The 26,001-nt window shown below is 27.8% G+C and carries 21 protein-coding genes; 9 read left to right on the top strand and 12 right to left on the bottom strand.

Features of this window, described 5'->3' with window-relative positions; genetic code table 11:
- Positions 1-111 precede the first annotated feature (111 nt).
- Positions 112-2,604 (bottom strand): PIG-L family deacetylase, encoded by a 2,493-nt coding sequence (locus ACY2RX_RS06320; protein ID WP_490103125.1) that lies wholly within the window; start codon positions 2,602-2,604, stop codon positions 112-114.
- A gap of 267 nt (positions 2,605-2,871) precedes the next feature.
- Between ACY2RX_RS06320 and dnaN the strand changes: the two genes are divergently transcribed.
- Both dnaN and ACY2RX_RS06310 read left to right on the top strand, forming a co-directional pair.
- The gene (gene dnaN, locus ACY2RX_RS06315) at positions 2,872-3,990 is read left to right on the top strand and encodes a DNA polymerase III subunit beta (RefSeq protein WP_490103124.1); all 1,119 of its coding nucleotides are present in this window, start codon (positions 2,872-2,874) and stop codon (positions 3,988-3,990) included.
- A 135-nt stretch (positions 3,991-4,125) separates the two neighbouring features.
- The gene (locus ACY2RX_RS06310) at positions 4,126-4,713 is read left to right on the top strand and encodes an acyl carrier protein phosphodiesterase (protein ID WP_490103123.1); all 588 of its coding nucleotides are present in this window, start codon (positions 4,126-4,128) and stop codon (positions 4,711-4,713) included.
- Positions 4,714-4,761: 48 nt separating this feature from the next.
- On the opposite strand, the gene ACY2RX_RS06305 is transcribed toward ACY2RX_RS06310, so the two are convergent.
- The 6 genes from ACY2RX_RS06305 to ACY2RX_RS06280 form a co-directional block, all read right to left on the bottom strand.
- Complete coding sequence (locus ACY2RX_RS06305; RefSeq protein WP_490103122.1) at positions 4,762-5,004, bottom strand: hypothetical protein; 243 nt, start codon at positions 5,002-5,004, stop codon at positions 4,762-4,764.
- Positions 4,997-5,155, bottom strand: a complete 159-nt coding sequence (locus tag ACY2RX_RS06300; RefSeq protein ID WP_490103121.1) for an Arm DNA-binding domain-containing protein — start codon at positions 5,153-5,155, stop codon at positions 4,997-4,999. The genes ACY2RX_RS06305 and ACY2RX_RS06300 overlap by 8 nt, the downstream gene beginning before the upstream one ends.
- Before the next feature lie 327 nt (positions 5,156-5,482).
- Positions 5,483-5,842: a DUF3127 domain-containing protein gene (locus tag ACY2RX_RS06295; RefSeq protein ID WP_490103120.1), complete on the bottom strand. Its 360-nt coding sequence runs from the start codon at positions 5,840-5,842 to the stop codon at positions 5,483-5,485.
- Between the two features lie 23 nt (positions 5,843-5,865).
- Entirely contained in the window at positions 5,866-6,342 is a 477-nt protein-coding gene (locus tag ACY2RX_RS06290; RefSeq protein WP_490103119.1) for a hypothetical protein, read from the bottom strand.
- Between the two features lie 4 nt (positions 6,343-6,346).
- A complete protein-coding gene (locus ACY2RX_RS06285) occupies positions 6,347-6,742 on the bottom strand; it encodes a hypothetical protein (RefSeq protein WP_490103118.1) in 396 nt (131 codons plus the stop codon).
- Between the two features lies 1 nt (position 6,743).
- Positions 6,744-7,331 carry a hypothetical protein gene (locus ACY2RX_RS06280; protein ID WP_490103117.1) on the bottom strand — a complete coding sequence of 196 codons (588 nt, stop codon included), beginning with the start codon at positions 7,329-7,331 and terminating at the stop codon, positions 6,744-6,746.
- 74 nt (positions 7,332-7,405) lie between these two features.
- Here ACY2RX_RS06280 and ACY2RX_RS06275 point away from each other — a divergent pair, with 74 nt between their 5' ends.
- Positions 7,406-7,648: a helix-turn-helix domain-containing protein gene (locus tag ACY2RX_RS06275; RefSeq protein WP_490103116.1), complete on the top strand. Its 243-nt coding sequence runs from the start codon at positions 7,406-7,408 to the stop codon at positions 7,646-7,648.
- Between the two features lie 248 nt (positions 7,649-7,896).
- On the opposite strand, the gene ACY2RX_RS06270 is transcribed toward ACY2RX_RS06275, so the two are convergent.
- Together ACY2RX_RS06270 and ACY2RX_RS06265 are read right to left on the bottom strand one after the other, a co-directional pair.
- Complete coding sequence (locus ACY2RX_RS06270; protein WP_490103115.1) at positions 7,897-8,331, bottom strand: JAB domain-containing protein; 435 nt, start codon at positions 8,329-8,331, stop codon at positions 7,897-7,899.
- Positions 8,332-8,384: 53 nt separating this feature from the next.
- Entirely contained in the window at positions 8,385-8,777 is a 393-nt protein-coding gene (locus ACY2RX_RS06265; RefSeq protein WP_490103114.1) for a hypothetical protein, read from the bottom strand.
- Between the two features lie 325 nt (positions 8,778-9,102).
- Between ACY2RX_RS06265 and ACY2RX_RS06260 the strand changes: the two genes are divergently transcribed.
- From ACY2RX_RS06260 to ACY2RX_RS06235, 6 genes are read left to right on the top strand one after another with little or no spacing between them, the layout of a single operon-like run.
- On the top strand, positions 9,103-11,691 hold the full coding sequence (locus ACY2RX_RS06260) for an ATP-dependent helicase (RefSeq protein WP_490103113.1): 2,589 nt from the start codon (positions 9,103-9,105) through the stop codon (positions 11,689-11,691).
- Positions 11,688-12,578 (top strand): PD-(D/E)XK nuclease family protein, encoded by an 891-nt coding sequence (locus tag ACY2RX_RS06255; protein WP_490103112.1) that lies wholly within the window; start codon positions 11,688-11,690, stop codon positions 12,576-12,578. The genes ACY2RX_RS06260 and ACY2RX_RS06255 overlap by 4 nt, the downstream gene beginning before the upstream one ends.
- Positions 12,579-12,585: 7 nt before the next feature.
- Positions 12,586-14,451: a DUF262 domain-containing protein gene (locus tag ACY2RX_RS06250; RefSeq protein ID WP_490103111.1), complete on the top strand. Its 1,866-nt coding sequence runs from the start codon at positions 12,586-12,588 to the stop codon at positions 14,449-14,451.
- Positions 14,452-14,454: 3 nt separating this feature from the next.
- Entirely contained in the window at positions 14,455-16,341 is a 1,887-nt protein-coding gene (locus ACY2RX_RS06245) for a site-specific DNA-methyltransferase (RefSeq protein WP_490103110.1), read from the top strand.
- A 3-nt stretch (positions 16,342-16,344) separates the two neighbouring features.
- Complete coding sequence (locus ACY2RX_RS06240; protein ID WP_490103109.1) at positions 16,345-19,374, top strand: restriction endonuclease; 3,030 nt, start codon at positions 16,345-16,347, stop codon at positions 19,372-19,374.
- Positions 19,375-21,342, top strand: coding sequence for an AAA family ATPase (locus ACY2RX_RS06235; protein WP_490103108.1), 1,968 nt, complete (start codon positions 19,375-19,377; stop codon positions 21,340-21,342). It abuts the gene before it with no gap.
- Between the two features lie 81 nt (positions 21,343-21,423).
- On the opposite strand, the gene ACY2RX_RS06230 is transcribed toward ACY2RX_RS06235, so the two are convergent.
- From ACY2RX_RS06230 to ACY2RX_RS06220, 3 genes are all read right to left on the bottom strand, one after another.
- Positions 21,424-22,452, bottom strand: a complete 1,029-nt coding sequence (locus tag ACY2RX_RS06230; RefSeq protein WP_490103107.1) for a DUF3871 family protein — start codon at positions 22,450-22,452, stop codon at positions 21,424-21,426.
- The gene (locus tag ACY2RX_RS06225; RefSeq protein WP_490103106.1) at positions 22,433-23,296 is read right to left on the bottom strand and encodes an AAA family ATPase; all 864 of its coding nucleotides are present in this window, start codon (positions 23,294-23,296) and stop codon (positions 22,433-22,435) included. Before ACY2RX_RS06225 ends, ACY2RX_RS06230 begins: the two co-directional genes overlap by 20 nt.
- A gap of 229 nt (positions 23,297-23,525) precedes the next feature.
- Positions 23,526-25,976: a DEAD/DEAH box helicase family protein gene (locus tag ACY2RX_RS06220; protein ID WP_490103105.1), complete on the bottom strand. Its 2,451-nt coding sequence runs from the start codon at positions 25,974-25,976 to the stop codon at positions 23,526-23,528.
- Positions 25,977-26,001 lie beyond the last annotated feature (25 nt).

The following is a 26,001-nucleotide window of genomic DNA, read 5'->3' as shown; positions in this document are numbered from 1 at the left end:
ATAATTAAGTAAATAGCATTTGCTGCTAAAACCAAAGTGTATTCTTTTTTCCAAGTGTATTTTTGTTGATTCATATATTTTTATTTGAAGATCTGCAATTTTGCCCTATTTTTACTTTCCAACAGACAACATATTTGCAAATAATTTATACGCCCCAGAAACTCCTGCTGGTAATTCTCTAAAGAAACTTAAACCAGTGTAAATGTAATTTCCTTTGCCATATTTTGCGATTAACAAACTTCCTTTTTTTGGTGATTCTCCTTTATCATTCATAGATAATATTGGTGTATATTCTTTACTCCATTTATATGGGAAATACAATCCTCGCTCTTGTACCCAACCTTTAAAATCGTTTTGAGTAATTTTGTTAGGAAAGTTTAAAACCGAGTGATTTTTATCTAAAATTCTTACCTCAGCAAATTCGTCTGTAACTCTATCTCTAGACAATTGTAAATTAAAAGGTGCTGCAATATCTACTCTTCTATTGGTGTTGTATTGCACAATCATATTTCCGCCATTTTTTACATAATCTAACAAGAACTTTTGTTTAAACTTTAATTCAGAAATTGTGTTGTACGCTCTAATACCTAGTACAACAGCATCAAAATGTTTTAAATTGGTTTGGTTAATTTCTTTCGGATTTATTTCTGTAACTTGATATCCAATTTGTCGTAAACTCTCTGCAACTGCATCTCCAGAACCTTGAATATAACCAATAGAATTGCCAACTTTTTCAATATTTAAACGAACAATTTTTGCTTCAGAATTTAATAAAACCGATTGTTTTGGAATATGATTATAATTGATTTCAACCAATTCTTTTCTATATGTTTTTCCTTTTGAAATTGCAATTACCTCTAATTTTCCTTCTGATTGATTTTTAGGTGGAGTTACCAAAAATTCAACTGTCTGTTTATCATTTTTTTGCTTGATATTAAAAGAAATTTCTTTAGGCAAAACATCCCAACTTGTTGGAACTTTTAAAGATACATTTCCGTTTACATTTTTAGCTCCAGCGCTAACTTCAACCAAAACTTTTTGAGCTTTATCATCAGAAAAAATAATGACTTTGTTTTTTAGTTTTGTAGTAATTTTAGGCAGAATTTCAAAAGGTTCATAAATTTCACCTTTATCACGCTCAGCATATCTTCTTACTACATTTTTGGTAATTGAAATTGGTGTTCCATCGATCATTAAATTGAAATGAATTCTTGTTAATTTTGGTGTTTCTGGTTTGCCAATTAACAACTGATTTTCTACTGAATATATGCCTAAACTAGCTTTTTTTCTTAACCAATAAGGGTCAGAAAATACATTTGTTTTTAAGTTGATGGTTTCTTTAAAATTGATTCTTTTGTTGGGTAATAAATCAATTTCTTTTTTAATTGTTTTGTTTTCAATTGTAGAAGTAATTGAAGTTAATTCTATATTAATATTACTTCTATTTAACACTTCAAAATTGACAAGAATAGTAGAATTTGGCGTTGCTGAAGAACTTACAGCAGAAGCTTCTAAATACAAAGCTGCACAAGCTTCTATAATTTCTTTAATCTGTTTTTCTTTTATTTTACGCCAATGATTATCTTTTAATTTTTGAATCTTTTTATACGCTTTCATCAACTTTGGTAAATGTTTTGATGGATTTACAAAATCGAAATTATCTTCAATTTCATATAAAATATCGCCAATATTTCCTCCACCTTTTACACGATTCCAAGTAGTATTGATTCCTGAAAAAATATCATTTTTATCTTTTAAAGGTTCCCCTTTTAAAAATTCTGCATATTCAGTTTGTGCTCCTCTGGTAGTCAATCTTCCAAAACCTTGGCATAAATGTTGGCTACTTGCTATTGATGCTAACTCGTTGTTAGACAAACCTTTTAACGGATAATAAACACCAACATCAAAAGTGATAAAATTTGGATTGCCTTTGGTGGCTTTTTTAAACTTTTCTTGACTTCCGTAAAACCACCAAGAGGTATTAAAAAACAATCTTTTTGGAGCCCAAGTTGCTGTATATTTTAGTTGATTTTTATACACAGAATTATCACCAGCCAAATCAAAAGCTTCTACACTCAACATTGCAGAACTTGTATGATGCCCATGTGTTGTACCTGGAGTTCTGTGATTAAATCTATTGATAATTACATCTGGTTTAAAAGTTCTAATTGCCCAAACAACATCACTCAAAACCTGTTCTTTATTCCAAATTTCTAAGGTTTCTTTAGGATGTTTAGAATACCCAAAATCGTTTGCTCTTGTAAAAAGTTGTTCTCCTCCATCAATTCTTCTTGCGGCTAACAATTCTTGTGTTCTTATTACGCCTAATAATTCTCTAATTTCTGGACCAATTAAATTCTGACCTCCATCTCCTCTTGTTAATGATAAATAACCAGTTCTTGCTTTTACATTATTTGATAAATAAGCAATTAAACGTGTATTTTCATCATCAGGATGTGCAGCAATATATAAAGCTGTTCCTAAAAAGTTTAGTTTTTGAATTTTCTCGTAAATTTGATTTGAGGTTAATTTTTGAGGTTTTTGAGCTAATATTGTAGTAGAAATCAACAAAAGTGCTGATGTATAAAGTAAAAATTTCTTCATATTTATAAATTGTCAATTCTTGTCAGGTCGAGCGCAGTCGAGACCTAAATAAAACCTCTCGACTGCGCTCGAGGAGACATTATTCTTTTAAAAAGAAAATATGTAAGCAAACAAATGTACTTTTTTTATCAACCAAAATATATGAATTAACATAATTATAACGTTTTAAAAATTCATCAACAGAATGCTTATAACCTGTTGATAAAATAATTTTTAAAGTCACTTATTTAGAATATATTTGTAAAACAAATTAAGAAAACATATTACATGAAATTTATTGTATCGAGTTCGCAATTATTAAAACAATTACAGGTTTTAGGTGGCGTTATAAACAGCAACAATACTTTACCAATTTTAGATAACTTTTTATTTGAATTATCTGAAAATCAACTAAAAGTTTCGGCATCAGATTTAGAGACAACTATGAGTTCTGTTGTTGAAGTAGAAAGCGAAAGTTCTGGCTCAATAGCTGTTTCTGCACGTTTATTATTAGATACATTAAAAACGTTTCCAAACCAACCTTTAACCTTTAAAACAGAAGGTGATAATACCATAGAAATTAGTTCTGATCAAGGAAGATATGATATGGCATTTTTTGGTGGAGACGAGTTCCCGAAAGCGGTTTCATTAACATCGCCAAGTACCACTGTTGTACCTGCAAATATTTTAGGAGCTGCCATTTCTAAAACTATTTTTGCTGCCGGAAACGACGATTTACGCCCAGTAATGAGTGGCGTTTTCTTTCAATTTAGTTCCCAAAATTTGACTTTTGTTGCAACAGATGCTCATAAATTGGTAAAATATTCTAGAACTGATGTTACTGCAGACCAAACAGCAGAATTTATTATGCCAAAAAAACCTTTAAACTTGTTAAAAGGAATTTTAAGTGGTTCTGAAAGTGATGTTACTATTGAATATAATGATGCAAATGCTAAATTTACTTTTGACAATGTAGTTTTAGTCTGTCGTTTAATAGATGGAAAATATCCTAATTACGAAGCGGTTATTCCTAAGGAAAACCCAAATAAATTAACTGTAGATAGAGCTTCTTTCTTAAACTCTGTAAGACGTGTTTCTATTTTTTCTAGCAAAACTACACATCAGATCCGTTTAAAAATGGCAGGAACTGAATTAAATATTTCTGCTGAAGATTTAGATTTTTCTAACAAAGCGGATGAACGTTTAAGTTGTGATTATCAAGGTGATGATATGCAAATAGGCTTCAACTCTCGTTTTTTAAGCGAAATGTTAAATAATTTAAGTTCTAACGAAGTGTTAATTGAAATGTCTTTACCAAACAGAGCAGGAATTTTAACTCCAATTGACGGTACAGATGAAGGCGAACAAATTACGATGTTGGTGATGCCTGTGATGTTGAATAATTAGCAACTGTCATTCCGATTGAAACGGAGGAATCTCAAAGAATAGATTTCTCGACAAGTTCGAAATGACAAAATAGTAATCTATAATATTTAGAAAACCACAACTTTTTAGTTGTGGTTTTTGTTTACATTTACTGCTATGAACTTTCTAGCTCACCTCTATTTATCACAAAACAACACCAATATTATGATTGGTAATTTTATTGCAGATTATATTAAAGGCAATAATTATGAAGAATACCCAAAAGAAATTCAACAAGGTATTCTTTTACATAGAGAAATTGACACCTATACAGATGCTCATCCAATTGTTAGAAAAAGCAAAAGACGTTTACACAACCGTTACAGACATTATGATGGTGTAATCATCGATATTTTTTTCGACCATTTTTTAGCTAAAAACTGGAATACTTATTCTGCTATTCCATTAGCCATTTTCACCAAATCAGTTTATCAATTATTTGAAAATAAAAAAGAAGAACTCCCTTTAAAATCGAAGCAATTTATTGGATATATGATTGAATATGATATTCTTTATAATTATCAATTTTTAGAATCTATAGCGCAAGTTTTAAATGGGATGAATAACAGAACCAAAGGAAAATCTCAAATGAATTTAGCCATCGAAGATTTACAAATTTTAGAAACAGAATTTGAAGAAGATTTTAAACTTTTCTTTAAAGATTTAGAAGAATTTACCCATCAAAAATTAAAAGAAATTAAATAGATTTATGAAAAAGACAATACTCCTTTTTACAATTTCTCTATTGATGTTTCAATGTAAAATATCAAATAAAAAAGAAAAAATTACGGGTTTAATTACCAAAAAAGCAATGGTAGTTTCAGCTCGTGAAGAAGCTTCACCTTTATATTTTCTATAAATATCATCTACATCAAACTCATTTTGTAAGATTTGAAGCATTAAAAAAGCCTTATCTATCTGTTGACGAATAAGGCTTAATTTGTTGTTTAAAATGTTGTTTTCTTTGCTATCTGGTAAAGCTTTCTGTTTACCCACTATCCCAATAATCTGGATTGATAAATATTCCTGAAGAGAATTCTTTTCTACTTTTTAAAAATGTAATTCTACACTTTATAGGACATTGACCTTTCTTATTCATTTTGATTTTTTGTAAAACAAATAATACTGATAATTTAAAGTTATTCATAGTTTTAGTTTTTTAAAAAGTGGGTACCTTTTCTAAAAAATGGGTACCTAAAAGTTACCCTTTAATTAAAGGTTTTAGTTAAAATGAAGTATTATGACAAACTGTTGTGAAGTACTGTAAACCCTTACAAAACCTATAGAAAACAAAAAAGCCTCACATTTCTGTGAAGCTTTATGTGAGCCCTAAAGGATTCGAACCTTCTCCCCTTTTGTTAATGTTTTAGTTGTTTAATCGTTATATACTCTATATTGGTGTGCCTAAAAGACTACCGTTTCACATCTTAATTTAATATAACCTAGAGTAATAAATATCTAAATAAATTTATTTTTAGAAAGGTAAATCTCCATCATCATCTTCTAAAAAACTTACAGGTGCAACTTCTGGTAATTCTTTTGACTTTTCATCACTATTACCTAAAAGCTCAATTCTCCAACCTTGAATAGAATTAAAATATTTGGCTACACCTTCTGGATTTATCCATTCTCGTCCTCTTAAATTAATAGCTATTTTTACTTCTTGCCCTATTTTATTATTATTTAGTAACTCAGATTTATCTTGTAAAAACTCTACTAATATATCTTGAGGATATTGGTCAATTGTAGTAATTACAACGTCTCTTTTTCTAAAACCTTTATTACCTATAATTTGAGTATCATATAAAACCTTAATTTTTCCTGTAATTTCCATTTTTATGTTTTTAAAACCAATCTTTATTTTGGTTTGATATAATGTTTTAAACCTGTATTTCCATCTTTTTTTAAGAGTAACATTAATTCAGTATTATCAGATAATACAACTTTAGCTAAACCTTTTCTAAAAGGGTCAACAAACATTTTTTGATTTTTAGGTAGGTATTTATTAATTTCATCTAATAAATAATCAAATTGATTTCCAGAGAACCTATAATAAACAGCACTTAAAATATCTGCATTAAAAAGCAACATAACTCCTCTTGAAATTGATAAACCAAATAGCTCATTATAATCTCCTTTATCATAAAGATACTTTTCATAAGTTATATTATTAATTGTTTGGTTACCCCTTGATTTTAGATTAAACTCATAGTTCTCATATTGTTCTCCAATAGTAAATTTCAACTCTTTTATAAGTTGTTTTTTTCTTTTTGAAATTCCTATGATTGAAAAAAGCCACCTTAAAAGATGGCTCTTAAATATTTTATTTTTCATATTCCTAAGGTTTTCTATATTTTTCTTTTACCGTAAAACTTGTTGATATTGTATTTTGAAAATAGAATATTTGAGTATCTATTGGGATATCATTTGAATTTAATATCTCTTTCACAATTGTTTGATTTCTATTACTATAGTTTTTTAAGGTAAATTGATATGTATTTTCATTTAAAGAAAAAGTATAATTTTCAATATTGTTAATCCTTATTGAATCTGTAAGATTGATATCTTCATTTTTTATTATAACATCAAAATACATTTTTGGTATTTCTCCATTTCGTAATCTATCTCCTTTAATTCTTAATTTATATTTTGAATTTATGTTTTCTAAATCATTATTATTGGAACAAGTTGTAAATAAAATAAACGCTATTAATATTAAAAAAATCTGTTTCATTTTAAATTTGTTTATAAGGTTTAACTGATATTATTTTTGTTTCTTCATCTATAGAAGTGATTTGAATATTTATATTTCTACTTAATAAATGTGCTTTATCTATTTCATCAAACTCAATTTTTTCTGTTTGATATTGATGAGAGAACAATTTACATTTCTTGTAAGCCTTCATTTTTTCTTTAAGAGGCAAGTTCAAATCTTCTGGTATTAGCAGAACTAAATCAAGATATTCATTTTTGACATCCATAATATTAGCTTCCACACACCAATTATTTTGATATGCAGTTTTAATTCCTTCCCAAATAATAGTATCCAAATCAGTAATCCCAAGACCTTGCATAATTTGATTATTTGCTTCATCTACCTCTTCTCTTGTTAATTCAGGTATATAGTCTTGTTGATTGTCAGTTGAATAGTTTTTCTTTTTTTCATACTTCTTTGGAATATAAATATTGTTTTTTCTTTCTTCATATACCTTTCTTAGGTACCAAATAACAGCAAAAAACCATCCTATATAAAATAACCATCTAATAGACCTACCTAATTCATAATCAGACATAGGTTCTTCTAATAATATAAATATTAACATAAAAACAAATTTAATATTTTATCATATATGATAACCAATTATTTTAAATAATTATCATTTTTGATAACTGTAAAATGAAGAATATAATGACTGATAAAGAAGAATTACAAGTAGCAATAGGTAAAAGAATTAAGTCTTTAAGAGAGTCAAAAAACATACCTCAACAAGATTTAGCTGGTGCTTGTAATTTTGAAAAATCTAATATGGCAAGATTAGAGGCTGGTAAAACAAATCCTACTATTTATACGCTTATGAAGATTGCAGAAAACTTGAAAGTTGAATTAGAAACCTTGGTTAAGGATTTACATTCAAAATAAAATTTAGCTATTAATACTAATCTGTATTTCTTTTAAGGTTAAAATTATAGTATAAATAAGGTGGTTTTAGGCTACCTGACATTTTCACTTAAAAATTAAAATATCCAAAATCTACTGCAAAGTCATATATGGAAAATGAGTAAAAAATGGATTTTTAAGTTTATTTCTAAATTATACCTTTAGTAAAAATATCCTCATATAAAACTCAAAACAATTTATATGTAGATTTTATGACTACAGGTTCATTTTTACAACTCACAATTATCTGAAAAACTATAATAACCTCTTTTAGTAACTATAATATGGTCTAATAGTTTTACATCTAAATATTCTCCTGCCGTTTTAATTTTTTGTGTTAATCTTTTATCTACTTCACTTGGTTTTAAGTTACCACTTGGATGATTATGGGCAATAATAATGCTACTTGCATTACATTTTAGAGCAACTGAAAACACAAGTTTAGCATCTACAATTGTAGCAGAGGTAGTACCCTTAGATAAAGAATAAATCCCTAAAACTTGATTACTTCTATTTAAAAGTAATACTTTAAACTCCTCCTGTAATTCGATAATATCTTTATCCCAAGAATTAAAAAAAGCTTTATAAGAAGTTTGACTACTTACTATCTTTAATTTACTTTTATTGCTATTTGTATATGATACTTTGATTTCTGAAATTTCCATAATTTTAATTTAAAATAGAAGTGTTACTTTTCAGCAACACTTCTAAAATTTAATTACTGTGCAGGTTCTAATATTCCATTTTTAGAAAAAACATCAGAATTAGCTATTAAGTCTTTCCCATACTGAACAGGGTCAGTTTTCTTTACAGCTTCATCTGTTGAATATACCCACTTATGATTAAGTGTTATTTCTTCACCTGTTTCTTTAATAACATAATTAAAAGGTTCACAAGTTTCTTTAATAATCTTGCCATCCATTTCTGTTCCTATTAAAGCAGAACAAACCTCTTCATCAAATGTTGAAGGGATAAATGCTTTTTTCGCAGTAGCATAAAAATTCCCTGTTTCTTTGGACTTAACCATTTCTATGCCTCCTTGAAGTTCAAGAACAAAGAATGATGTTCCATCCTCTTTTTCTCTTTCTTTGTAATTAATGATTCTAACCATTGTTTAAGTTTTTAAGTTTATATATTACCACCTAGAAAATAAATTATCTACAGAATTTTAAATTACAGCTATCAACTTGAATTTATTATTTCTGCCAGAAAAATTTCTTCACTATTTAAAGTGGTGGAGGGAGTTCCATCCCTAAGAATGGGTGGGGGTATTATCATAAGGTGCTTTATACGCTAACTTCAGTTATTGATTTTTTTTATTATAAAATTTTTTACCAAAATTTTTGAAACCATTTTCTTACTTTTGAGAAAAATAGCTATTTATATAAATAAAAAATTAACTTTTTATTTATACATTATACTTAAGAGAAATTTAAATGAATAATAATTTTAGTATTGAGACTCTTTGGAAAGAAGTAAATTTCACTCCAAATAAATCACAAGAAAAAGCAATAAATCATATAGATGGTGCTTTATACCTTACTGCTGGTCCAGGTTCAGGTAAAACAAGAGTACTTCTTTGGAGAACATTAAATTTAATAGTTTTTCATGAGGTTAAACCAGATGAAATACTACTTACTACATTTACAGAAAAAGCTGCACATCAATTAAAAGAAGGCTTACAGTCTCTCTTGGGTTTAGCAAGTAATCATACTGGTAAACAATATGATTTAGCCAGTATGTATATTGGTACAGTTCACTCTGCTTGTAACAGAATAATTGGAGATAGAAGATTTTTTGAGAATAGAGGGAGAAACAAACCTGTAAAAACAATTGACCAATTAGAACAATACTTTTTTATAAAAAGACATTCTATTTGGGATAGATTGCTTAATGCTGGAGGCATTGATACTATAGAATTAAATGCTTATTTTCAAAAAAAAGAGCCAAGTTTCCCAAATAAGCATAAAGCTATTTTAGAGTGTACAGCTTTATTTAATAGATTTTCAGAGGAGAGATTAGATATAGAGGATGCACTAAATAAAACTGATGATAATGATGGGCTTTTTGCAATACTTAAAATGTATCAAGAATATAGAAATATATTAGTTGAAGATGAGCTTTTTGACCAAACAGATTTATCTTTAATTCAAGATAAAGCACTACAGGTAGTAGAAAAATTTGAGCCAGCTAAAAAGATTTTTAAATATCTTATTGTAGATGAATATCAAGATACTAACAGCATTCAAGAACAACTCTACTTTGCTTTAGCTGGTAATAATAATATTTGTGTTGTTGGTGATGATGACCAAGCTCTCTATAGATTTAGAGGTAGTACAGTTGAAAATTTTGTGGAATTTCCAATAAGGGTGAAAAAATACTTAGATGTAGAAACTACAAAAATTCCACTCTCTATAAATTATAGGTCAAGAAAAAATATAGTAGATTTTTATTCAAATTTTATTGAGCAAGAAGATTGGACTAAAAATGGAGATATTTACAATCAATACAGGGTTCATGATAAAGGAATAAATGCTTTTTCTACAGATACTGGTACTTCTGTAATTTCAGTTCAAGATGATTGGATTGACCAAACTGCTCAATTCTGTAAAGATTTAATAGATAATAATACAGTAAGTGATGCTAATCAAATTGCATTTTTATTTCCAAGTTTAAATAATGCAGATGCTCAAAGAACTATTAAAGCATTAAGAGATGGTGGTTTAAATGTATATGCTCCAAGAGCAGGTAGATTTTTAGAAGGTAAAGAAGCTTCAGAACTCTTTGGAGTTTTTGCTAATGTATTTGGAACACCAGATGTTTCAGAGTTCTCTGGTTTTGAGTTTAATAAGTATAAAACTTGGTTAAAAGGAATTAAGAATATTGGTAAAGATGTTATTGAAGAAGATACTGACCTAAAAAGGTTTGTAAATCATAAAAGAATTGAATTAGAAAAAGTCACAAAAGACTTTGAAGCCTTACTAAGAGTAGTAGAAAAAAATAAATGGGAATTAGACCAAGAGTTTGATTTAAACCAAATGAGAAGAAAATTAGCAGAAGCTACCAGTCTCTCAGATGGAGCAAGAAATGCAATTTTAAGTCCTTATTTAGCAAGAATTGTAAATGAAAGAAAGAATGATGAAAACCAGCAACCTTTCAAAATTTCTCAAATTATAAATAGAGCTACTTCTTTAGATTGGAGTATTTTAGATTTATTTTATCAGCTTACTGGTTTTACTCATTTTAAACATTATTTTGATTTAGCACAGAATGAAGGTAATGAAGCTCCTATATGTAATCTTTCAAAAATTGTAGAATATATTACCAAGTTTATGGAGATTTATTCATCAATACTTTCTGCAAGTTTTTTAAGGGAAGAAGGTTTTATTAGGCTTTTCTTTTCTTCCTATTTATACACTATTTATAGAATGGGAGAATCTGAATATGAAAATGCAGATGACCCATTTCCAAAAGGAAATATACAAGTACTTACAATACATCAATCTAAAGGGTTAGAATTTCCTGTGGTTTTTATGTATCCAAAAAGAAGAGAATTTTTAGATGCTGATAAGAAAGAAGTTATTATTAGAGAACTTAAACAAGTGGAAGGAGAACCATTAGATAAAATTGGAAGGTTTGATTTAATGAGAATCTTTTATGTAGGCTTATCAAGAGCAGAGAAACTACTTATTTTGCCAAGATTAAAACCTATAAAGTCTAAACTTGGAAAATGTACAATCTCTTATATTAATAATACTTTAGATACTACTGGTGCATTAGATATGCAAAATTTTAGTTTAGATACTTTAAATATAAATAAAGCTAAAGATTCTGCTTTAAGTAAACCTTATTCTTATACAGCAGATTACTTGTCTTATGAGAGATGCCCAAGACAATATATGATTTTTAGAAAATACGGTTTTATTCCATCAAGAAGTCAAACTATGTTTTTTGGTTCTTTAGTGCATAATACTATAGAAGATTTACATGAACTATTAATTTCTAAAAGAGAAGAAAAGTCATGAGAGAACAAGACAAATTAATTAGAAAGGATAAAGCAAGGCTTAAAGAACTTCAATATCTTATAGAAGTAGAAGAATGGATTGAAGAACAGTACAATATTAATTATGAAAGGTTAAGGTTAGAAGGAGGTCATGCACTTTCTCCAGAAGTAAAAAGACAAGGTCTTCTTCAGATTATTATGTACTTCAGAAAAATGAGAGAAATTGCTGAAACTGTTACTGAAACTGAAGTAAAACTAACTTTACCAGAACAAACTTCACCTAAAGGCAATAAGTTTACAATAGAAGGTGTAGTAGATATTATTAGAGAAAATAATATTACTACAATGTATGATATAAAGACTCATGATGCTGATTATGTTAATGCTAATAAAGAAGATTATATAGACCAACTTAATGTATATACTCATATTTGGCAGAACTTAAGAAATGAAAAGTTAGATGGTACAGCTATTATTGCCACTCAATTTCCAAGAGCTTTAAAAAAAGCTTTAGATGCAGATGATGAAGATAAAACAGATAGAGAAATGGATAAATGGAATCCAGTAATTCCAATTCCATTTTCTCAAGAAAAAGTTGAAGAAACTATAAACAAATTTGCTTGTGTTGTAGATAATATTGAGAATAGAGATTTTGAACCTCCAAGTTTACAGAAATTACAAGATAGAATTAGAGGTACAAAACAAAGATTTGCAACCAGAGTTTGCAGAAACTGTGATGCCAGATTTTCTTGTGATGCTTACAGAGAATATGCACAAGTAACTAACTCTTTTAGTGGTGGATTTACAGAATATATAAACGATTTAGGTAATGCAGATGAGGTAGAGAATTTCACAAACACAAATGCCTTTGCAACACCTCCACCAACTGATATTAATGATTTAATTTAAAGAATAGATGAGTAATAATATTACCAATAAAATAGAGGCTAATGATAGATCAATAAGTGATATTTTAGAAAAAAAGAAATATACAATAGACTATTTTCAGAGAGAATACAAATGGCAAGAAAAGCATGTGGTTGAATTATTGTCTGATTTAGAAACTGCTTTTTTTAATAATTACAAAGTTGATGATGAAGATGATGCTGTAGAAAATTATAATAGCTATTATTTAGGTCCAGTTGTTTTTAGTGCTGCTGGTAGTTCAAAATCTATTATAGATGGACAACAAAGAATTACTACTTTAACTCTAATTCTTATTTACCTCCATCATTTACAGAAAGACTTAGATGATGATGAAAAAGTAGATGTATCTAACCTTATCTATTCTACTAAACATAGAAAAAAGTCTTTCAATATGATAGATGCAAACAGAGAAACTTGTTTAGAAGCATTGTTAAAAACTGGAGAATATACACCAAAACAGGGTGAAGATGAAACTGTACATAATTTAGTCAATAGATACAATGACATTAAGGAAGTTTTTTCTGAAGAGTTAAAAGGTAAACCATTACCTTTTTTTATTGATTGGTTAATTGAAAAAGTTGTTATAGTTGAAATAATTGCCTATTCAGAAGATAATGCCTACACTATTTTTGAGACTATGAATGATAGAGGTTTAAGTCTATCTGCAACAGAAATGCTTAAAGGTTTTATATTGTCTAAAATAACAGATATTAAAGATAGAACAAAAGTAAATGACCTTTGGAAAATTCAAATCCAAAAGCTAAATAATGAGATTGGTAAAGATGAAGATTTAAGATTTTTTCAATCTTGGTTGAGAGGTAAATATGCAGAAACCATTAGACAAGGTAAAGTTGGTTCAACCAATGAGGATTTTGAAAAAATTGGTACAAGATTCCATACTTGGGTAAAAGATTCACAAAGAAAAATAAGAATAAGCACATCAAAAGAGTTTTATAATTTTGTAAATATAGATTTTAAGTTCTACTCAGACCTATATCATAAAATTTACAATGCAAAATGGCACTTTAAAGCAGAGTTACCATATCTATTTTATGTGCATAGATACCCAATTGCAAACTCATTATTAGACCCTTTATTATTTGCTCCTATACAAAAAGAAGACACTCCAGAAGTCATCAATCAAAAATTAAATATGGTTGCCAGATATATAGAAACTTTTGTGGTAAGTAGATTAATTAATTTCAAAAGTGTTTCTCAAAGTGGTATCAGGTATACTATGTATGTTTTGGTAAAAGAAATAAGAAACAAAACAGTTTCTGAGCTTGGAGAAATACTAAAATCTAAAATTGAAGCTTTTGATTATACTTTAGAAAGTGGTATTACTAATTTTAGGTTACATGGTATGAATTACAAATTTGTAAAATACTTATTGTGCAGAATCACAGGATATATTGAGCAACAAGTAGGTTTAGATTCTTCTTTCAGAAAATTCTTTCACCCAACTGGTAAAAGATATGAGGTTGAGCATATTTGGGCAGATAAATTTGAACAACACCAAGATGAATTTACACAATTACATGAGTTTAACGAAATAAGAAATAGATTAGGAGATTTAGTATTACTGCCAAATGGCACAAATCAATCTTATAATGATATGCCTTATGAACAAAAATACCAGCATTACATTAAAGAAAATGCTTTAGTACAATCTTTACACCCAAAGTTCTATGAAAACAATCCTAATTTCTTAAATAATGAGATTTTAAAACAAATGGATTTTAAATCTTATACAAATTTCAAAAAAGCTGATATTGCAGAAAGACAAAATTTGTATCTTAAAATTTGTCAAGAAATTTGGAGTACAGATTATTTTACAAATACACAAGAATTATAAGCTATGCCACAAGAATTTAAACCACAATACAACTTTACAGATGATAGACTTAATGAACTCAAACAACTCTTTCCTGAAGCTTGGGAAGATGGAGTTTTTAATGTAGATACTCTCAAAACACTTATTGGGGATTTTAGCACAGACAACACTGTTAAAGAACATTTTGGCTTGAACTGGGTTGGTAAAAAAGATGCCAGAAAAATTGCTGCAAAACCACCTACAGGCACTTTAAAGCCTTGTTTGGGTGAAGGTATAAATGAAGATAACACAGAAAACATTTTTATTGAGGGAGAAAACTTAGAAGTATTAAAAATTTTAAGAAAATCTTATATGGGTAAAATAAAGATGATTTATATTGACCCACCATACAACACAGGTAAAGATTTTATTTATAAAGATAATTTTGCAGATAGTACAGAAGATTATTTAAGAAAAACAGGAGAAAAAAGTGATGAAGGACTTTTAGTTTCTAACCCAAAATCTTCAGGTAAATACCATGCTAATTGGCTCTCTTTTATGTACCCAAGATTGAGGTTAGCAAAAGATTTACTTAAAGATGATGGTGTGATTTTTATATCTATTGATGATAATGAAATTGAAAATTTAAAATCTCTTTGTAATGAAGTATTAGGAGAAGAAAATCATATAATAGATTTAATTTGGAATTTAAAATCAGGAACTCAAGCCGGACATTTTACTAGGTCTCATGAATATGTATTAGCTTATTCTAAAGATAAAAGTAAAATATCTTATTTTAAAGATAGAACTGGAGGTTCAATTATTCATGGTGCATTGAAAAAAATTGGAGTAAAAAACCCATCATCTGAAATAACATTTCCAATAGGATTTGAATGTGAGGGAGATGATAGAATAATAGAAGGTGAAGTTGGTGGCAGTGAAAAACAATTTTTAAAAGATAAAATGATTATTGAAAAGAATGCTTTAAAAGAAGAAGTTACTATTGAAGCAGGTTGGGCAATGAAAAATCAAGTTTTATCTTATATTCAAGGAAAACCTACTTTTGATTCTAAAGGACAGAAAATTATACGATTTTATTTTAATAGTTCTGGTATATTATTTTATGAAAAAGAGAGGGGAACATATCATCCTAAATCTATAACCTCTGAACTTATTGGAAACACTAAAACTGGAGGAACCGAAATAATTGACTTATTTGGAAGTAAAGTATTTGATTATCCTAAACCAACTTCTCTTCTACAATTCATTTCAGATTTAATTATTGAGGAAAATGATATTGTAATGGATTTCTTTGCAGGTAGTGGGTCAATGGGGCAATCTTTAATGGGATTGGAAAGAAGTAGTAAATTTATTTTAGTTCAATTACCTGAAGATATTTTTCCTACTAATGAAATTAATCAAAATGCAATTTCATATTTAGATAAAATTAATAAACCATTAAAAATATCAGAACTTTCTAAAGAAAGATTAAGATTGACAATTAAAAAATATTTTCCAAAAAACGGATTTAAAATATATAAACAAGATAATTCAACTATCTACAAATGGCAGGATTTTAAGTCAGAACAAGATGGAGCTTTACCAGATTTGTTTAGTAAAATGGAGTTGGCATATAAGAATCCTTTACAAGATGGAGTTACCACACAAGATTTTATAACAGAAGTAATATTGCAAGAAGGCTTTCCTTTAACTGCAAAACAAGAAGAAGTAGCAAGTGGTGTTTTTAAAATAACTCATGAATGGTTGCCATATACTTTATATGCTACAATGCTATACAATTTTAGTAATACAGATTTTAGCAAACTTAAATTAAATGACACAGACCATTTTGTATGCTTAGATAAAGCTTTTGAAGGTAATGATGCCTTAAAACAAACTTTAGACAATCAATGTAAACTTTTTACCATTTAAACTATGAAGTTAAAGTTTAATCCAAATCAAGAGTTTCAACTCAATGCCATTAAAAATGTAGTAGATTTATTTGATGGTTTAGGAGAATACCACGTAAAATGGGATTTTAGTAGTGAAATAGCTCCAAACTTACCTGAAGATGAAGATTTAGATGATGATTTCTTGTTAGAAAATTTACAGTTTGTACAAGAAGAGTTTGACATGCAAATGGATACCAGAGATACACCAACAATGAAAATTGGTTCAAGTCCTTCTTTAGGAAAAGAAAGAGGTTTAATGTTAGATGGTGTAAGTAATGATTTTCATGAATACCCAAGTTTTTCAGTAGAAATGGAAACAGGTACAGGTAAAACCTATGTATATCTAAGAACCATTTATGAACTCAACAAAAAGTATGGATTCAGTAAATTTATAATTATTGTGCCTTCTGTAGCAATTTATCAAGGAGTTAAAAAGAGTTGGGAAATAACTAAAAATCACTTTAAAACCATCTATGGAAATAATTTTTTTGCACTAAGACCTTATGATAGTAGTAGAATTCAAGAAGTAAAAACCTTTGCTACTGCAAAAAATGTAGAAATAATGTTAATGACTTTAGCTTCATTTAATTCTGTGGGTAACAACTTGTATAAACCTACAGACAAATTGCCTGGAGAGTTTTTACCTTATGAGTATATTCAAAAAACAAGACCTATTGTTATTATGGATGAACCACAGAACATGAATTCTGCAAAATCTAAGGATGCTATAAGAACTCTTAAACCATTATTCTCATTAAGATATTCTGCTACACATAAAGAAACACCTAACTTAGTTTATAGATTAACACCTGTAGAAGCTTTTAGAAGAAATTTAGTAAAAAGAATACAAGTAGTAGGTGTAGAACAGAGAGAATTAGGTGGTAAAGTACCACTATCATTAAAAAAAGTAAGTGGTAAAGGAAAAACAGCAAAAGCCACTTTAGCAACCTACACAGAAAAAAATGGGGTTCAAAAAATAGAAGAAGTCATTTTAAAAACTGGTCAAAATTTATTCACTAAAACCAACTTAGAAGAACATCAAGGATTAATTGTAGAAAATATTGGTTCTGCCAAAGAAGAAGAGTTTGTCACTTTTCTAGATGGTACAACTTTAACTATGTCTGGTGGTGATGGCATTTCAAGACCTGAAATTTTTAGATACCAAATAAAAGAAACCATTGCTCAACACATTGCACACCAAAAAAGAGTACAAAAGCAAGGTGTTAAAGTAGTATCACTTTTCTTTATAGATAAAGTAGTTAATTTTGTTGGAGATGGAGAAAAAGAAGGCATCATTAAAAAAATATTTAATGAGGAGTTTAGAATCAATAGAGATAAATTAGATTTATTTAAAGATAAAGCACCAGAAGAAGTTCAAGCTTCCTATTTTGCAAGCTATAAGAAAAAAGGAGTAACACAATTTGTAGATGTTGATGAAGCTACAAATAATGACCAAAGAAAAGCACAAAAAGAACAGTTTGAACTGATAATGAAAAAGAAAGAAGAGCTACTTTCTTTTGACAATGATGTTTGCTTCATTTTTGCACATTCTGCCTTAAAAGAAGGTTGGGATAATCCAAATGTCTTTCAAATATGTACACTAAATCAAACAGTTTCTGTTACTAAAAAAAGACAAGAAATTGGTAGAGGTTTAAGATTAGCAGTAAACCAAAAAGGAGAGAGAATACATGATGACCAGGTAAATATCTTAACAGTTGTTGCCAATGAAAGTTATGAATCTTTTGCAAATACTTTACAACAAGAATATATAGAGAATGAAGGTGATGCACCTCCAAAACCTAAACCTAAAAGAACACCTGCTAAAAGGCAAGATAAATATTATACAAGTACAGAATTTAAAGACTTTTGGACTAAACTTACTATGAAGTCTGAATACACTATAAATGTAGACAGTAAAAAGCTTTTAGAAGAAATAAAAGAAAAATTTAGAGATAAAAAAAACAATACTTTTCCAGAACCAAAAGTAGTTATTAGTAAAGGTAATTTTGTTATAACAACTTTTACCTTTAAGATAAAATCTTTCATAGAAGACAATAAAGCTCTTATTAGTATAGTAAAAGAAGATACAAGGGGTAATAAAAATAATTTAGGTGGTAATCTGTTTGATGGAAGTTTAGAAGTTTCTGAAGGAGATGATTTAGAAAGAATACTTAAAGAACCAAAATTAAGAGGTTTTAAAGTAAACTCTATTGAGCCTAACAAATCTAACCCAGATATAGAGTTTAAAAATGGATTTAAAGTATCAAAGTTTAGAACAGAGACTCATACTGTTAGTGATAACAGAGATGTAAAACACAAAGATTCACAAACTGGCTTACAAACCTTTCCTGTATTCAATATTATTGATAAATTAGAAAAAGCAACTTCCTTAACAAAAGACACTTGTTTTAAAATCTTAAAGGCAGTGCCACATAATGAGCAAGGTAAACTGTTTAGAAACCCTGAAGGTTTTACAAATAAACTTATAGAGATAACTAAAAATGCACTTGCAATACATGTAGCAGAAAACATTGAATTTGAAACATCAAAAGAAAATATGCAGCTTGATGTTGAAGAATTGTTTCCTAAAAAAATAAACTATGTACAAACAGAAATTGTAGATTCAGAGAAACATGGTTTGTATAATAAATCTCAAAAAGATTCAGAAATAGAAGACCATTTTGTGACTGCTAAATTAGAGGGAGATAATAATGTTAATTTCTTTTTTAAGTTCCCTTCAAAATATAAAATTGACTTCCCTAAAATTATAGGTAATTATAATCCAGATTGGGGAGTTATAAGAGATAATAAAGAAGGTTTAAAAATACAATTAGTAAGAGAAACCAAAGGTACAGCAGATGTTGAGAAACTTAGATTTGTTCATGAAATAAACAAGGTAAAGGTAGCTCACAAACACTTTACTGCTCTTGGCATTGATTATGATGTAATTAAAGGAGATGAGCCTACTTGGTATCTTAAAAAAAGCACTAAACCTGTAGATAAAATATTATAAATGAGAAAGGATGAGAATTTTAAACTTGACATTGATAATATTGATTTTAATAATGCAGTAGAATTTGTTCAACAAACAGATAAGTTAATATATTTAACTGGTAAAGCTGGTACAGGTAAGACTACTTTTTTAAAATATATTAAGACCATAACAGACAAAAACACAGTTATTTTAGCACCAACAGGAGTAGCTGCAATTAATGCTGGTGGTGTTACTATTAATTCTTTTTTTCAAATTCCTTTTGGTCCTTTTTTGCCAAATGATTTACGTTTAAGGAGAAGTTCCTACAATACAGAGAATAAGGAAACTATTTATACTACATTTAAATATCAAGATGAAAAGAAAAAAATAATTGATGGTTTAGAACTATTAATCATTGATGAAATTTCAATGGTAAGATGTGATGTTTTAGACATTATAGATCAAATTCTAAGGGTATTTCGAAAAAAAGCACACTTACCTTTTGGAGGGGTTCAAGTAATGTTAATTGGAGATACATTTCAATTACCACCAATTACCAAAAGTAATGAATGGAATATACTTGCACAGTTTTACAAAACACCATTTTTTTTTAGCTCTAAAGTAATTGAACAAAACAAACCTTTATTCATTGAGTTAAAAAAGATTTATAGACAAAATGAACAAGAGTTTATTGGATTATTAAACAGAGTAAGAGTAAACAAAGTCAATCAAAATGATTTTGAAATTTTAAATAAAAAATATAATCCTGAATTTTCTTCAAATGATGAAGATTATATAATTTTAGCAACTCATAATGAAAAAGTAAAACAAACCAACCTAACTAAACTAAATGAACTAAATACAGAGATTTATACATTTCAAGCTAATGTTAATAAAGTTTTCCCCGAAAATATAATGCCAACTGATGAATTATTGAAATTAAAGGTTGGTTCACAAATAATGTTTATAAAAAATGATTCAGGAGAAACTAAAAGGTTTTTTAATGGTAAAATTGGTAAAATTAAATTTTTAGAAGATGATAAGATTATAGTAGCATTTGATGATGGACAAGAAGTTATAGTTGAAAGAGCTGAGTGGGAAAATATAAAATACACATATAACAAGAAAGAAAAAAGAATAGAAGAAGAAGTCATTGGAACTTTTGAGCAATACCCCATAAAATTAGCATGGGCAATAACAGTTCATAAAAGTCAAGGATTAACTTTTGAAAAAGTAATTGCAGATTTGAGTAGCGCATTTGCTTCAGGTCAAGTTTATGTTGCATTGAGTAGATGTACTTCTTTAAATGGCTTGGTATTAAATACTAAAATACATCAGGGAGCAATCAAAACAGATTTAAGAGTATTAGAATTTGCTAAAAATGAAACACCAAGCACTTTAATAGCTGAAGAATTAAGCACTGGTAAAGCAGATTTTAATTATAAAAAAGCAAGAGAATATTTTTATAATGGAAAAATTTCTAGTGCTTTTATTCATTTTAAAAAAGCAATAAAGTTTAGAAATGATATAGAAACAGATATTTTTGAAAAATTTATTGTGAATAATGGAAGAAAAATGTTCCACTACAAAAAAGAGTTTATTAAATTAAATGATAAATTAATAACTCAGACCAAAGAACTAAAAAAAAGAGATGATTTAATAAATAGTCAAGTTGATATAATCGAAAAAAATAATAAATCAGTTAGAAATTTAGAACAAAAAATTGATAGTTCTAACCTTGAATTATTAGACCTTAAAAAATCAATAATTGAAAAAGAAAATATAAATAAAGAAATTGTAAAAGGTTTTGAAAATAAAATTAAATTAAAAAAATCAGAAATTAGACAAATAAGTAGTAGAAATAAAGAGTTAAAAAATCTTTTAACTAAAGAAAAAGAATTTAATAAGAATGCAATTGATTCCATATCTAAAGACAATAATAAGTTGAGAGCTGAAATTGTTAGACTCAGTAAATTAAAATGGTATGAAAGAATTTTCAGTAAATAATTTTCTCATATAATCAAATTTAATAAGAGAACAACTAAGATTTTAAAAACCTAACCTCTACTAAAAGAGGTTAGGCAACACTCAACTCAAAAACCAATGGTAGTTAGAATCTCCATTGATGGCATTTGACAAACCTTTTGTAAAATCAAAAGCATTCACATTTCTTGATAGAAAAGAGTCTATATAAGAACTCTTATTAGCACCTGTAAAAAGATTGTAAACATTCCATAAGTTAATATCTCCATTATCGTTTCTACAAAAGCTATCATCTAAATAATAGTCTTTAGCAACTGTAGAAATTTGTCCATCATTAAATAATAATTCTGGAATTAGAGATTTCTCTTGCTTAGGTAAATAATTATATAATTTGGTTCTTCCAATAAGTTGAGCAAATTGTTTTTCAGATAAGTTTTGCTCAGATAAACTTTTCATTTCTTGTAAATGATTTTGAGCATTATAACCTTGAATCAACTCTAATATTTTAGACTGTAATTCTTGGTAATTACCAACTCTCATTTCATCTTGATAGCCATCTGTAGAAACACATAAATTACAACAAACCATATTTTGAAAACCTATAAAAAACTTAAATTTCTCAAAGGATTTTCTATTATAAAGATTTTCTTGATTATAGGCTCTTACACCTCCAACTGTTAAAGCAACTTGATTTCCATTAATATTTTCTGTAATAGAAGGTATTCTAATAATGAAAGCCATTCTCTCAAAATATTGAGTTTTTTCATGGTCTAAGAGTTCTTTAACTGGCTTATAAATTGCTCCAGAAGTTCTGCCTTTAATTTGATGTGAAACCCTAACCTCTGGTAAATCTATAGTATGGTGGGAAAAGACTTTATTTACACAATTCTGTGCTATTTCTATAAACTCTTGATGCGCTAAAGTCTTTTCATTGTCTTTTGAAAATACTGGAATAATACAATCATTCTTTAAAGTAGAAAGGCTAACATTTTTAGTGTTAGCCTCTATAAAAGGATTCTGTTTATATCCTTTATCTTCTAATTGTACCTGTAGGTTTAAATCTACATCACTATTATTTAGAGATTTAATTACTCTAGGTATCTTGTTCTGTGTATTAACTTCTACTAACTCCATTGCTACTATAATTTTGAGGTTTAACTAAATTTTCTAATTGTTCTTTTTTACTTCTAAATTGTGGCTCTAAAGGTTTTTGAAAACTTGGGTTTTCGTTATACAACTTTGTCAATTCTGATATAGATAATGAGCTATTTATCTTATCTAAAATTTCTTTGACAGTTATAGGTTCTGTAGTACACCATTTTAATAATCTTTCACCAGTTTTAGATGTAATAATAAATTCAGGTTTATTCATAAACAAACCAGTTCTATCTTTTGAAGCTTTGGCTAAATGTTGGTCATTTACTAACTCAAAATTTACCGTCAACTCATATTCATAACCATCCCTAGTAATTTCTTTAGTACCATGTTTAACAACTTGGGTTCTATTACCAACTAAATCTAAAGAGTAATCTACTTTTCTTCTTGTAGTTGTTATTATATGACAGGAAGATTGAAGAATTTTATCAATAAATTTTTGATGAAGAGGTGTCACTTTAGCCCAGTCTTGAAACCTACCACCTAATTTAGCTTGAATATCTAAACAACCTCCAGTTCCACTCCATTCATGGGTTATACTGTCAATTACTAAAACTTCAATATTCGCTTTTTCACAAACTTCTATAGCTTGAATATATCTATCTGGACTATAAGGAGCTTTTAGGTCTAAGACATTAAAATTCCCAAGATTACTGTATAATGATGCGCTACTGTTTTCTGTATCTATCACAGCTATTTTAGACCAATCTTGTGTCATTCCAAAGGCTAATAATAAAGCTGAATGAGTTTTACCAAATCCTGATGCTCCAGAGATTCCAAGTCTTAATTTTACATTTTGTCTTTTACTTTTTTTTAATTGCATAATTTAAATGTTTAAAGGTTAATATTTAAGTGAATTGTTTAATTTTAGAAATGAAAAAGGGTTAACCTCTAATTGAGATTAACCTTTTATAATGGTTGTGTTAGTTGTTAAAAAACAACTAATTTTTTAGCTGTTTTTATTAATTTTATCCAAATTCTACTGCTGAGTCATATATAGTTTGCGAGTAAATTTGAGATATTTATGCTTTTTTAGAAATAATACTTATAGATTAATATTCAACAAAACCATCTTGAGATTCAATAAAACCATCTCCAGATTGATTACGCCAAGAATCTTGAATGTCATAGATTAGGTTAACAAACATACTTGGTTCTGGCAGAACTACCACATCTGTAACCAAAAGATATTTACTCTTCTCATTATCTATAGTTTTGGTTGTTTGTTTAATTTTAAAAAATAATGTTCTCAATAGTTTAAATATAGTTTTATTACTTTTCATGTTTCTCATATTAAACGCTTTTAAGACATAATCATTAGCATTAAGGCTAATAAAAACTGCTAATAGATCAATAAGGTGGTTATTAGAAAAATAAAATTTAGAATCAATTTTAAATAATCGATTCCCTTTACCATCATCTATTGAGTATTCGTTTAGTAGAATATTTTTAAAACTAAAAATTTTGCTGTAAGAACTTATAATTTCCCTTTCTTTCTCTGTCAAGAACTTAATATCTTCATTAATATTTAGAGAATGAGCAATAGATATTCTAAAATAAGTATCTTTCTTTATACTAGAATCTAAAGGCTTTTTTGTTTTTATTTTACTATTATCATCTTTGTAAAAAAAATCGCCCTCAGGTGGGTAGATTAATTTTCTAAACTCAAAATTGAAATCTATTTTCTTCCTTTGAATATAAGTTATAAGTTGTTGCTCAAAATTATAGTTCCTGTAAGAACCTATTAATTTAAATTCTCCTTCACTTTCCTTCTTGTAATATAAATTGTTAGAAAACAAAGTATTTCTAATTTGATTATAACAAGTTTTATCTGAGTTTAGAGTATAGAATTCATCATTGTAAAAAGATTTAGCAAAATAAGTATCTAACTCATACTGTATATTTCCTTCGGTAAAATAGTAAGAAGAAACTTTTATAATACTTTCTAACTTACAATTTACAAACTGATTATTCCAAGCTGCCCAGTAAATATAGTTTGACAAATTTTTACCATAACTATCTTGATATGAATATAAATATCTTTCGCCTTCTGAAATTTTAAAAGACTCAAATTTTGGATATTCTGCTTTTATGTTTTCTTCAAGATGATTCATATCTTCAATTTCTTCAGATATGGGATTTTTATTTTTATTATAATGATTTTTTAAAATTCTATCCTGCTCATTTAAAGGTAAATATTGAGATTGATTTTGTTCTTCATCAAACTTCAAATAGCCTAATGATAAATCATTAATATATGATTTATTTGCTCCAGGTGTTAATATTATATTGTCTGGAGATGGAACTATAACATATATTCTTGAGTTATTTCTTGGTCTAGCAAGTGCTTGAACTAAAGAATTAATTCTATCAGTAAAAATACCAGATTGAGAATTATTAGAATCGGAATAAGCAAATTTTAATGGAAGTATAACAAAATAAGCACTATTACTTTTTTCTATACTAATTCCTGTTTTAAATCTAGTTCCGATATTACAACTTTCAGGGTCAAAATATTCATTTCTGCCTCCAATACATAAGTTAACGGAACCAAATTGTGCTAATAAAACATCCTTAATATTTGATTCATAGATAGATTTAGATATAGTTTTTGAAAAGCAAAGTATGTTGACAATTGAAGCTGTTTTAGATTCATCTTTGATTAAATCATATAAATATTGATCATCTTTTTTGTATTGATAGTTGTTGTAAAAACATAAATGCAATTCACTCAATCTTTCTGGATATTGTATCCGCTTACTTTCAATTATTCTTAGATTTTTATCTGTTAAAGAAGCTAAATATTTTATTGCCACTTTAGATGCTTCATTAAAAGTTGCGCTTGATACAATTATCTTCTGGGTAACAAATTTCCATTTGAATAAATTAGGCAATAGTTTCGGTGTAAAGCATTTTAAAGATTCATGTATTTCATCAAAAATTAAAATTACCTTTTCATTATTTATTGCACAATTTTGTATCAAAAATTCATAATATTCCCTTTTAATATCACTTTGACTAAAAGCCTTAGTTCCACCATCACCCATAATACTCATAATCGAGATTAACTGAATAGGTTTTGTGTAAAAATCATTGTAATACTTTCTGGATACTCCCTCTTCTTCCAATTCTTGATAATCAAAACAAATATCATCAAGACCACTTTCTTTCTCAATTTTTGATATATATTCCTTGTTTAAAGTTTTAAATGGAGTAACTATTATTACTTTGTGTTTATTCCCTTTTGCATTTTCTTGATAATACCATTTTATAAAATCAATTATAGCAGTAGTTTTTCCTTGCCCAACACTTGCATTTATTACTGTTGTATCTTTTTCTGTTAAGTCAATTATTTCGTTTAATTCCGCAGATATGTAGCCATTTTCATCAGGAGTAATAATCGTTTTATTTTCATTAATAAAATTATATCCTTCAAAATCACTATGATTTAGTTCTTTAAATTGTATTGGATAATCATATGGTGTTACAAGTTTTTTTTCCATAATATATAACTGTGCTATAAATGTA

This window comes from Polaribacter sp. 2405UD43-2 (genome assembly GCF_058147125.1).
This window is presented reverse-complemented; position numbering and strand designations above follow the sequence as displayed.

What these genes read in the sequence shown, in the direction of transcription:
- ACY2RX_RS06285 (WP_490103118.1), bottom strand. Translation starts at nt 6,742, where the DNA reads ATGAAACAGATTTTTTTAATATTAATAGCGTTTATTTTATTTACAACT.
- ACY2RX_RS06280 (WP_490103117.1), bottom strand. Translation starts at nt 7,331, where the DNA reads ATGTTAATATTTATATTATTAGAAGAACCTATGTCTGATTATGAATTA.
- ACY2RX_RS06220 (WP_490103105.1), bottom strand. Translation starts at nt 25,976, where the DNA reads ATGGAAAAAAAACTTGTAACACCATATGATTATCCAATACAATTTAAA.
- ACY2RX_RS06320 (WP_490103125.1), bottom strand. Translation starts at nt 2,604, where the DNA reads ATGAAGAAATTTTTACTTTATACATCAGCACTTTTGTTGATTTCTACT.
- ACY2RX_RS06250 (WP_490103111.1), top strand. Translation starts at nt 12,586, where the DNA reads ATGAGTAATAATATTACCAATAAAATAGAGGCTAATGATAGATCAATA.
- ACY2RX_RS06310 (WP_490103123.1), top strand. Translation starts at nt 4,126, where the DNA reads ATGAACTTTCTAGCTCACCTCTATTTATCACAAAACAACACCAATATT.
- ACY2RX_RS06290 (WP_490103119.1), bottom strand. Translation starts at nt 6,342, where the DNA reads ATGAAAAATAAAATATTTAAGAGCCATCTTTTAAGGTGGCTTTTTTCA.
- ACY2RX_RS06265 (WP_490103114.1), bottom strand. Translation starts at nt 8,777, where the DNA reads ATGGTTAGAATCATTAATTACAAAGAAAGAGAAAAAGAGGATGGAACA.
- ACY2RX_RS06225 (WP_490103106.1), bottom strand. Translation starts at nt 23,296, where the DNA reads ATGCAATTAAAAAAAAGTAAAAGACAAAATGTAAAATTAAGACTTGGA.
- ACY2RX_RS06230 (WP_490103107.1), bottom strand. Translation starts at nt 22,452, where the DNA reads ATGGAGTTAGTAGAAGTTAATACACAGAACAAGATACCTAGAGTAATT.
- ACY2RX_RS06240 (WP_490103109.1), top strand. Translation starts at nt 16,345, where the DNA reads ATGAAGTTAAAGTTTAATCCAAATCAAGAGTTTCAACTCAATGCCATT.
- ACY2RX_RS06255 (WP_490103112.1), top strand. Translation starts at nt 11,688, where the DNA reads ATGAGAGAACAAGACAAATTAATTAGAAAGGATAAAGCAAGGCTTAAA.
- ACY2RX_RS06295 (WP_490103120.1), bottom strand. Translation starts at nt 5,842, where the DNA reads ATGGAAATTACAGGAAAAATTAAGGTTTTATATGATACTCAAATTATA.
- ACY2RX_RS06270 (WP_490103115.1), bottom strand. Translation starts at nt 8,331, where the DNA reads ATGGAAATTTCAGAAATCAAAGTATCATATACAAATAGCAATAAAAGT.
- ACY2RX_RS06260 (WP_490103113.1), top strand. Translation starts at nt 9,103, where the DNA reads ATGAATAATAATTTTAGTATTGAGACTCTTTGGAAAGAAGTAAATTTC.
- ACY2RX_RS06275 (WP_490103116.1), top strand. Translation starts at nt 7,406, where the DNA reads ATGAAGAATATAATGACTGATAAAGAAGAATTACAAGTAGCAATAGGT.
- ACY2RX_RS06235 (WP_490103108.1), top strand. Translation starts at nt 19,375, where the DNA reads ATGAGAAAGGATGAGAATTTTAAACTTGACATTGATAATATTGATTTT.
- ACY2RX_RS06300 (WP_490103121.1), bottom strand. Translation starts at nt 5,155, where the DNA reads ATGAATAACTTTAAATTATCAGTATTATTTGTTTTACAAAAAATCAAA.
- dnaN (WP_490103124.1), top strand. Translation starts at nt 2,872, where the DNA reads ATGAAATTTATTGTATCGAGTTCGCAATTATTAAAACAATTACAGGTT.
- ACY2RX_RS06245 (WP_490103110.1), top strand. Translation starts at nt 14,455, where the DNA reads ATGCCACAAGAATTTAAACCACAATACAACTTTACAGATGATAGACTT.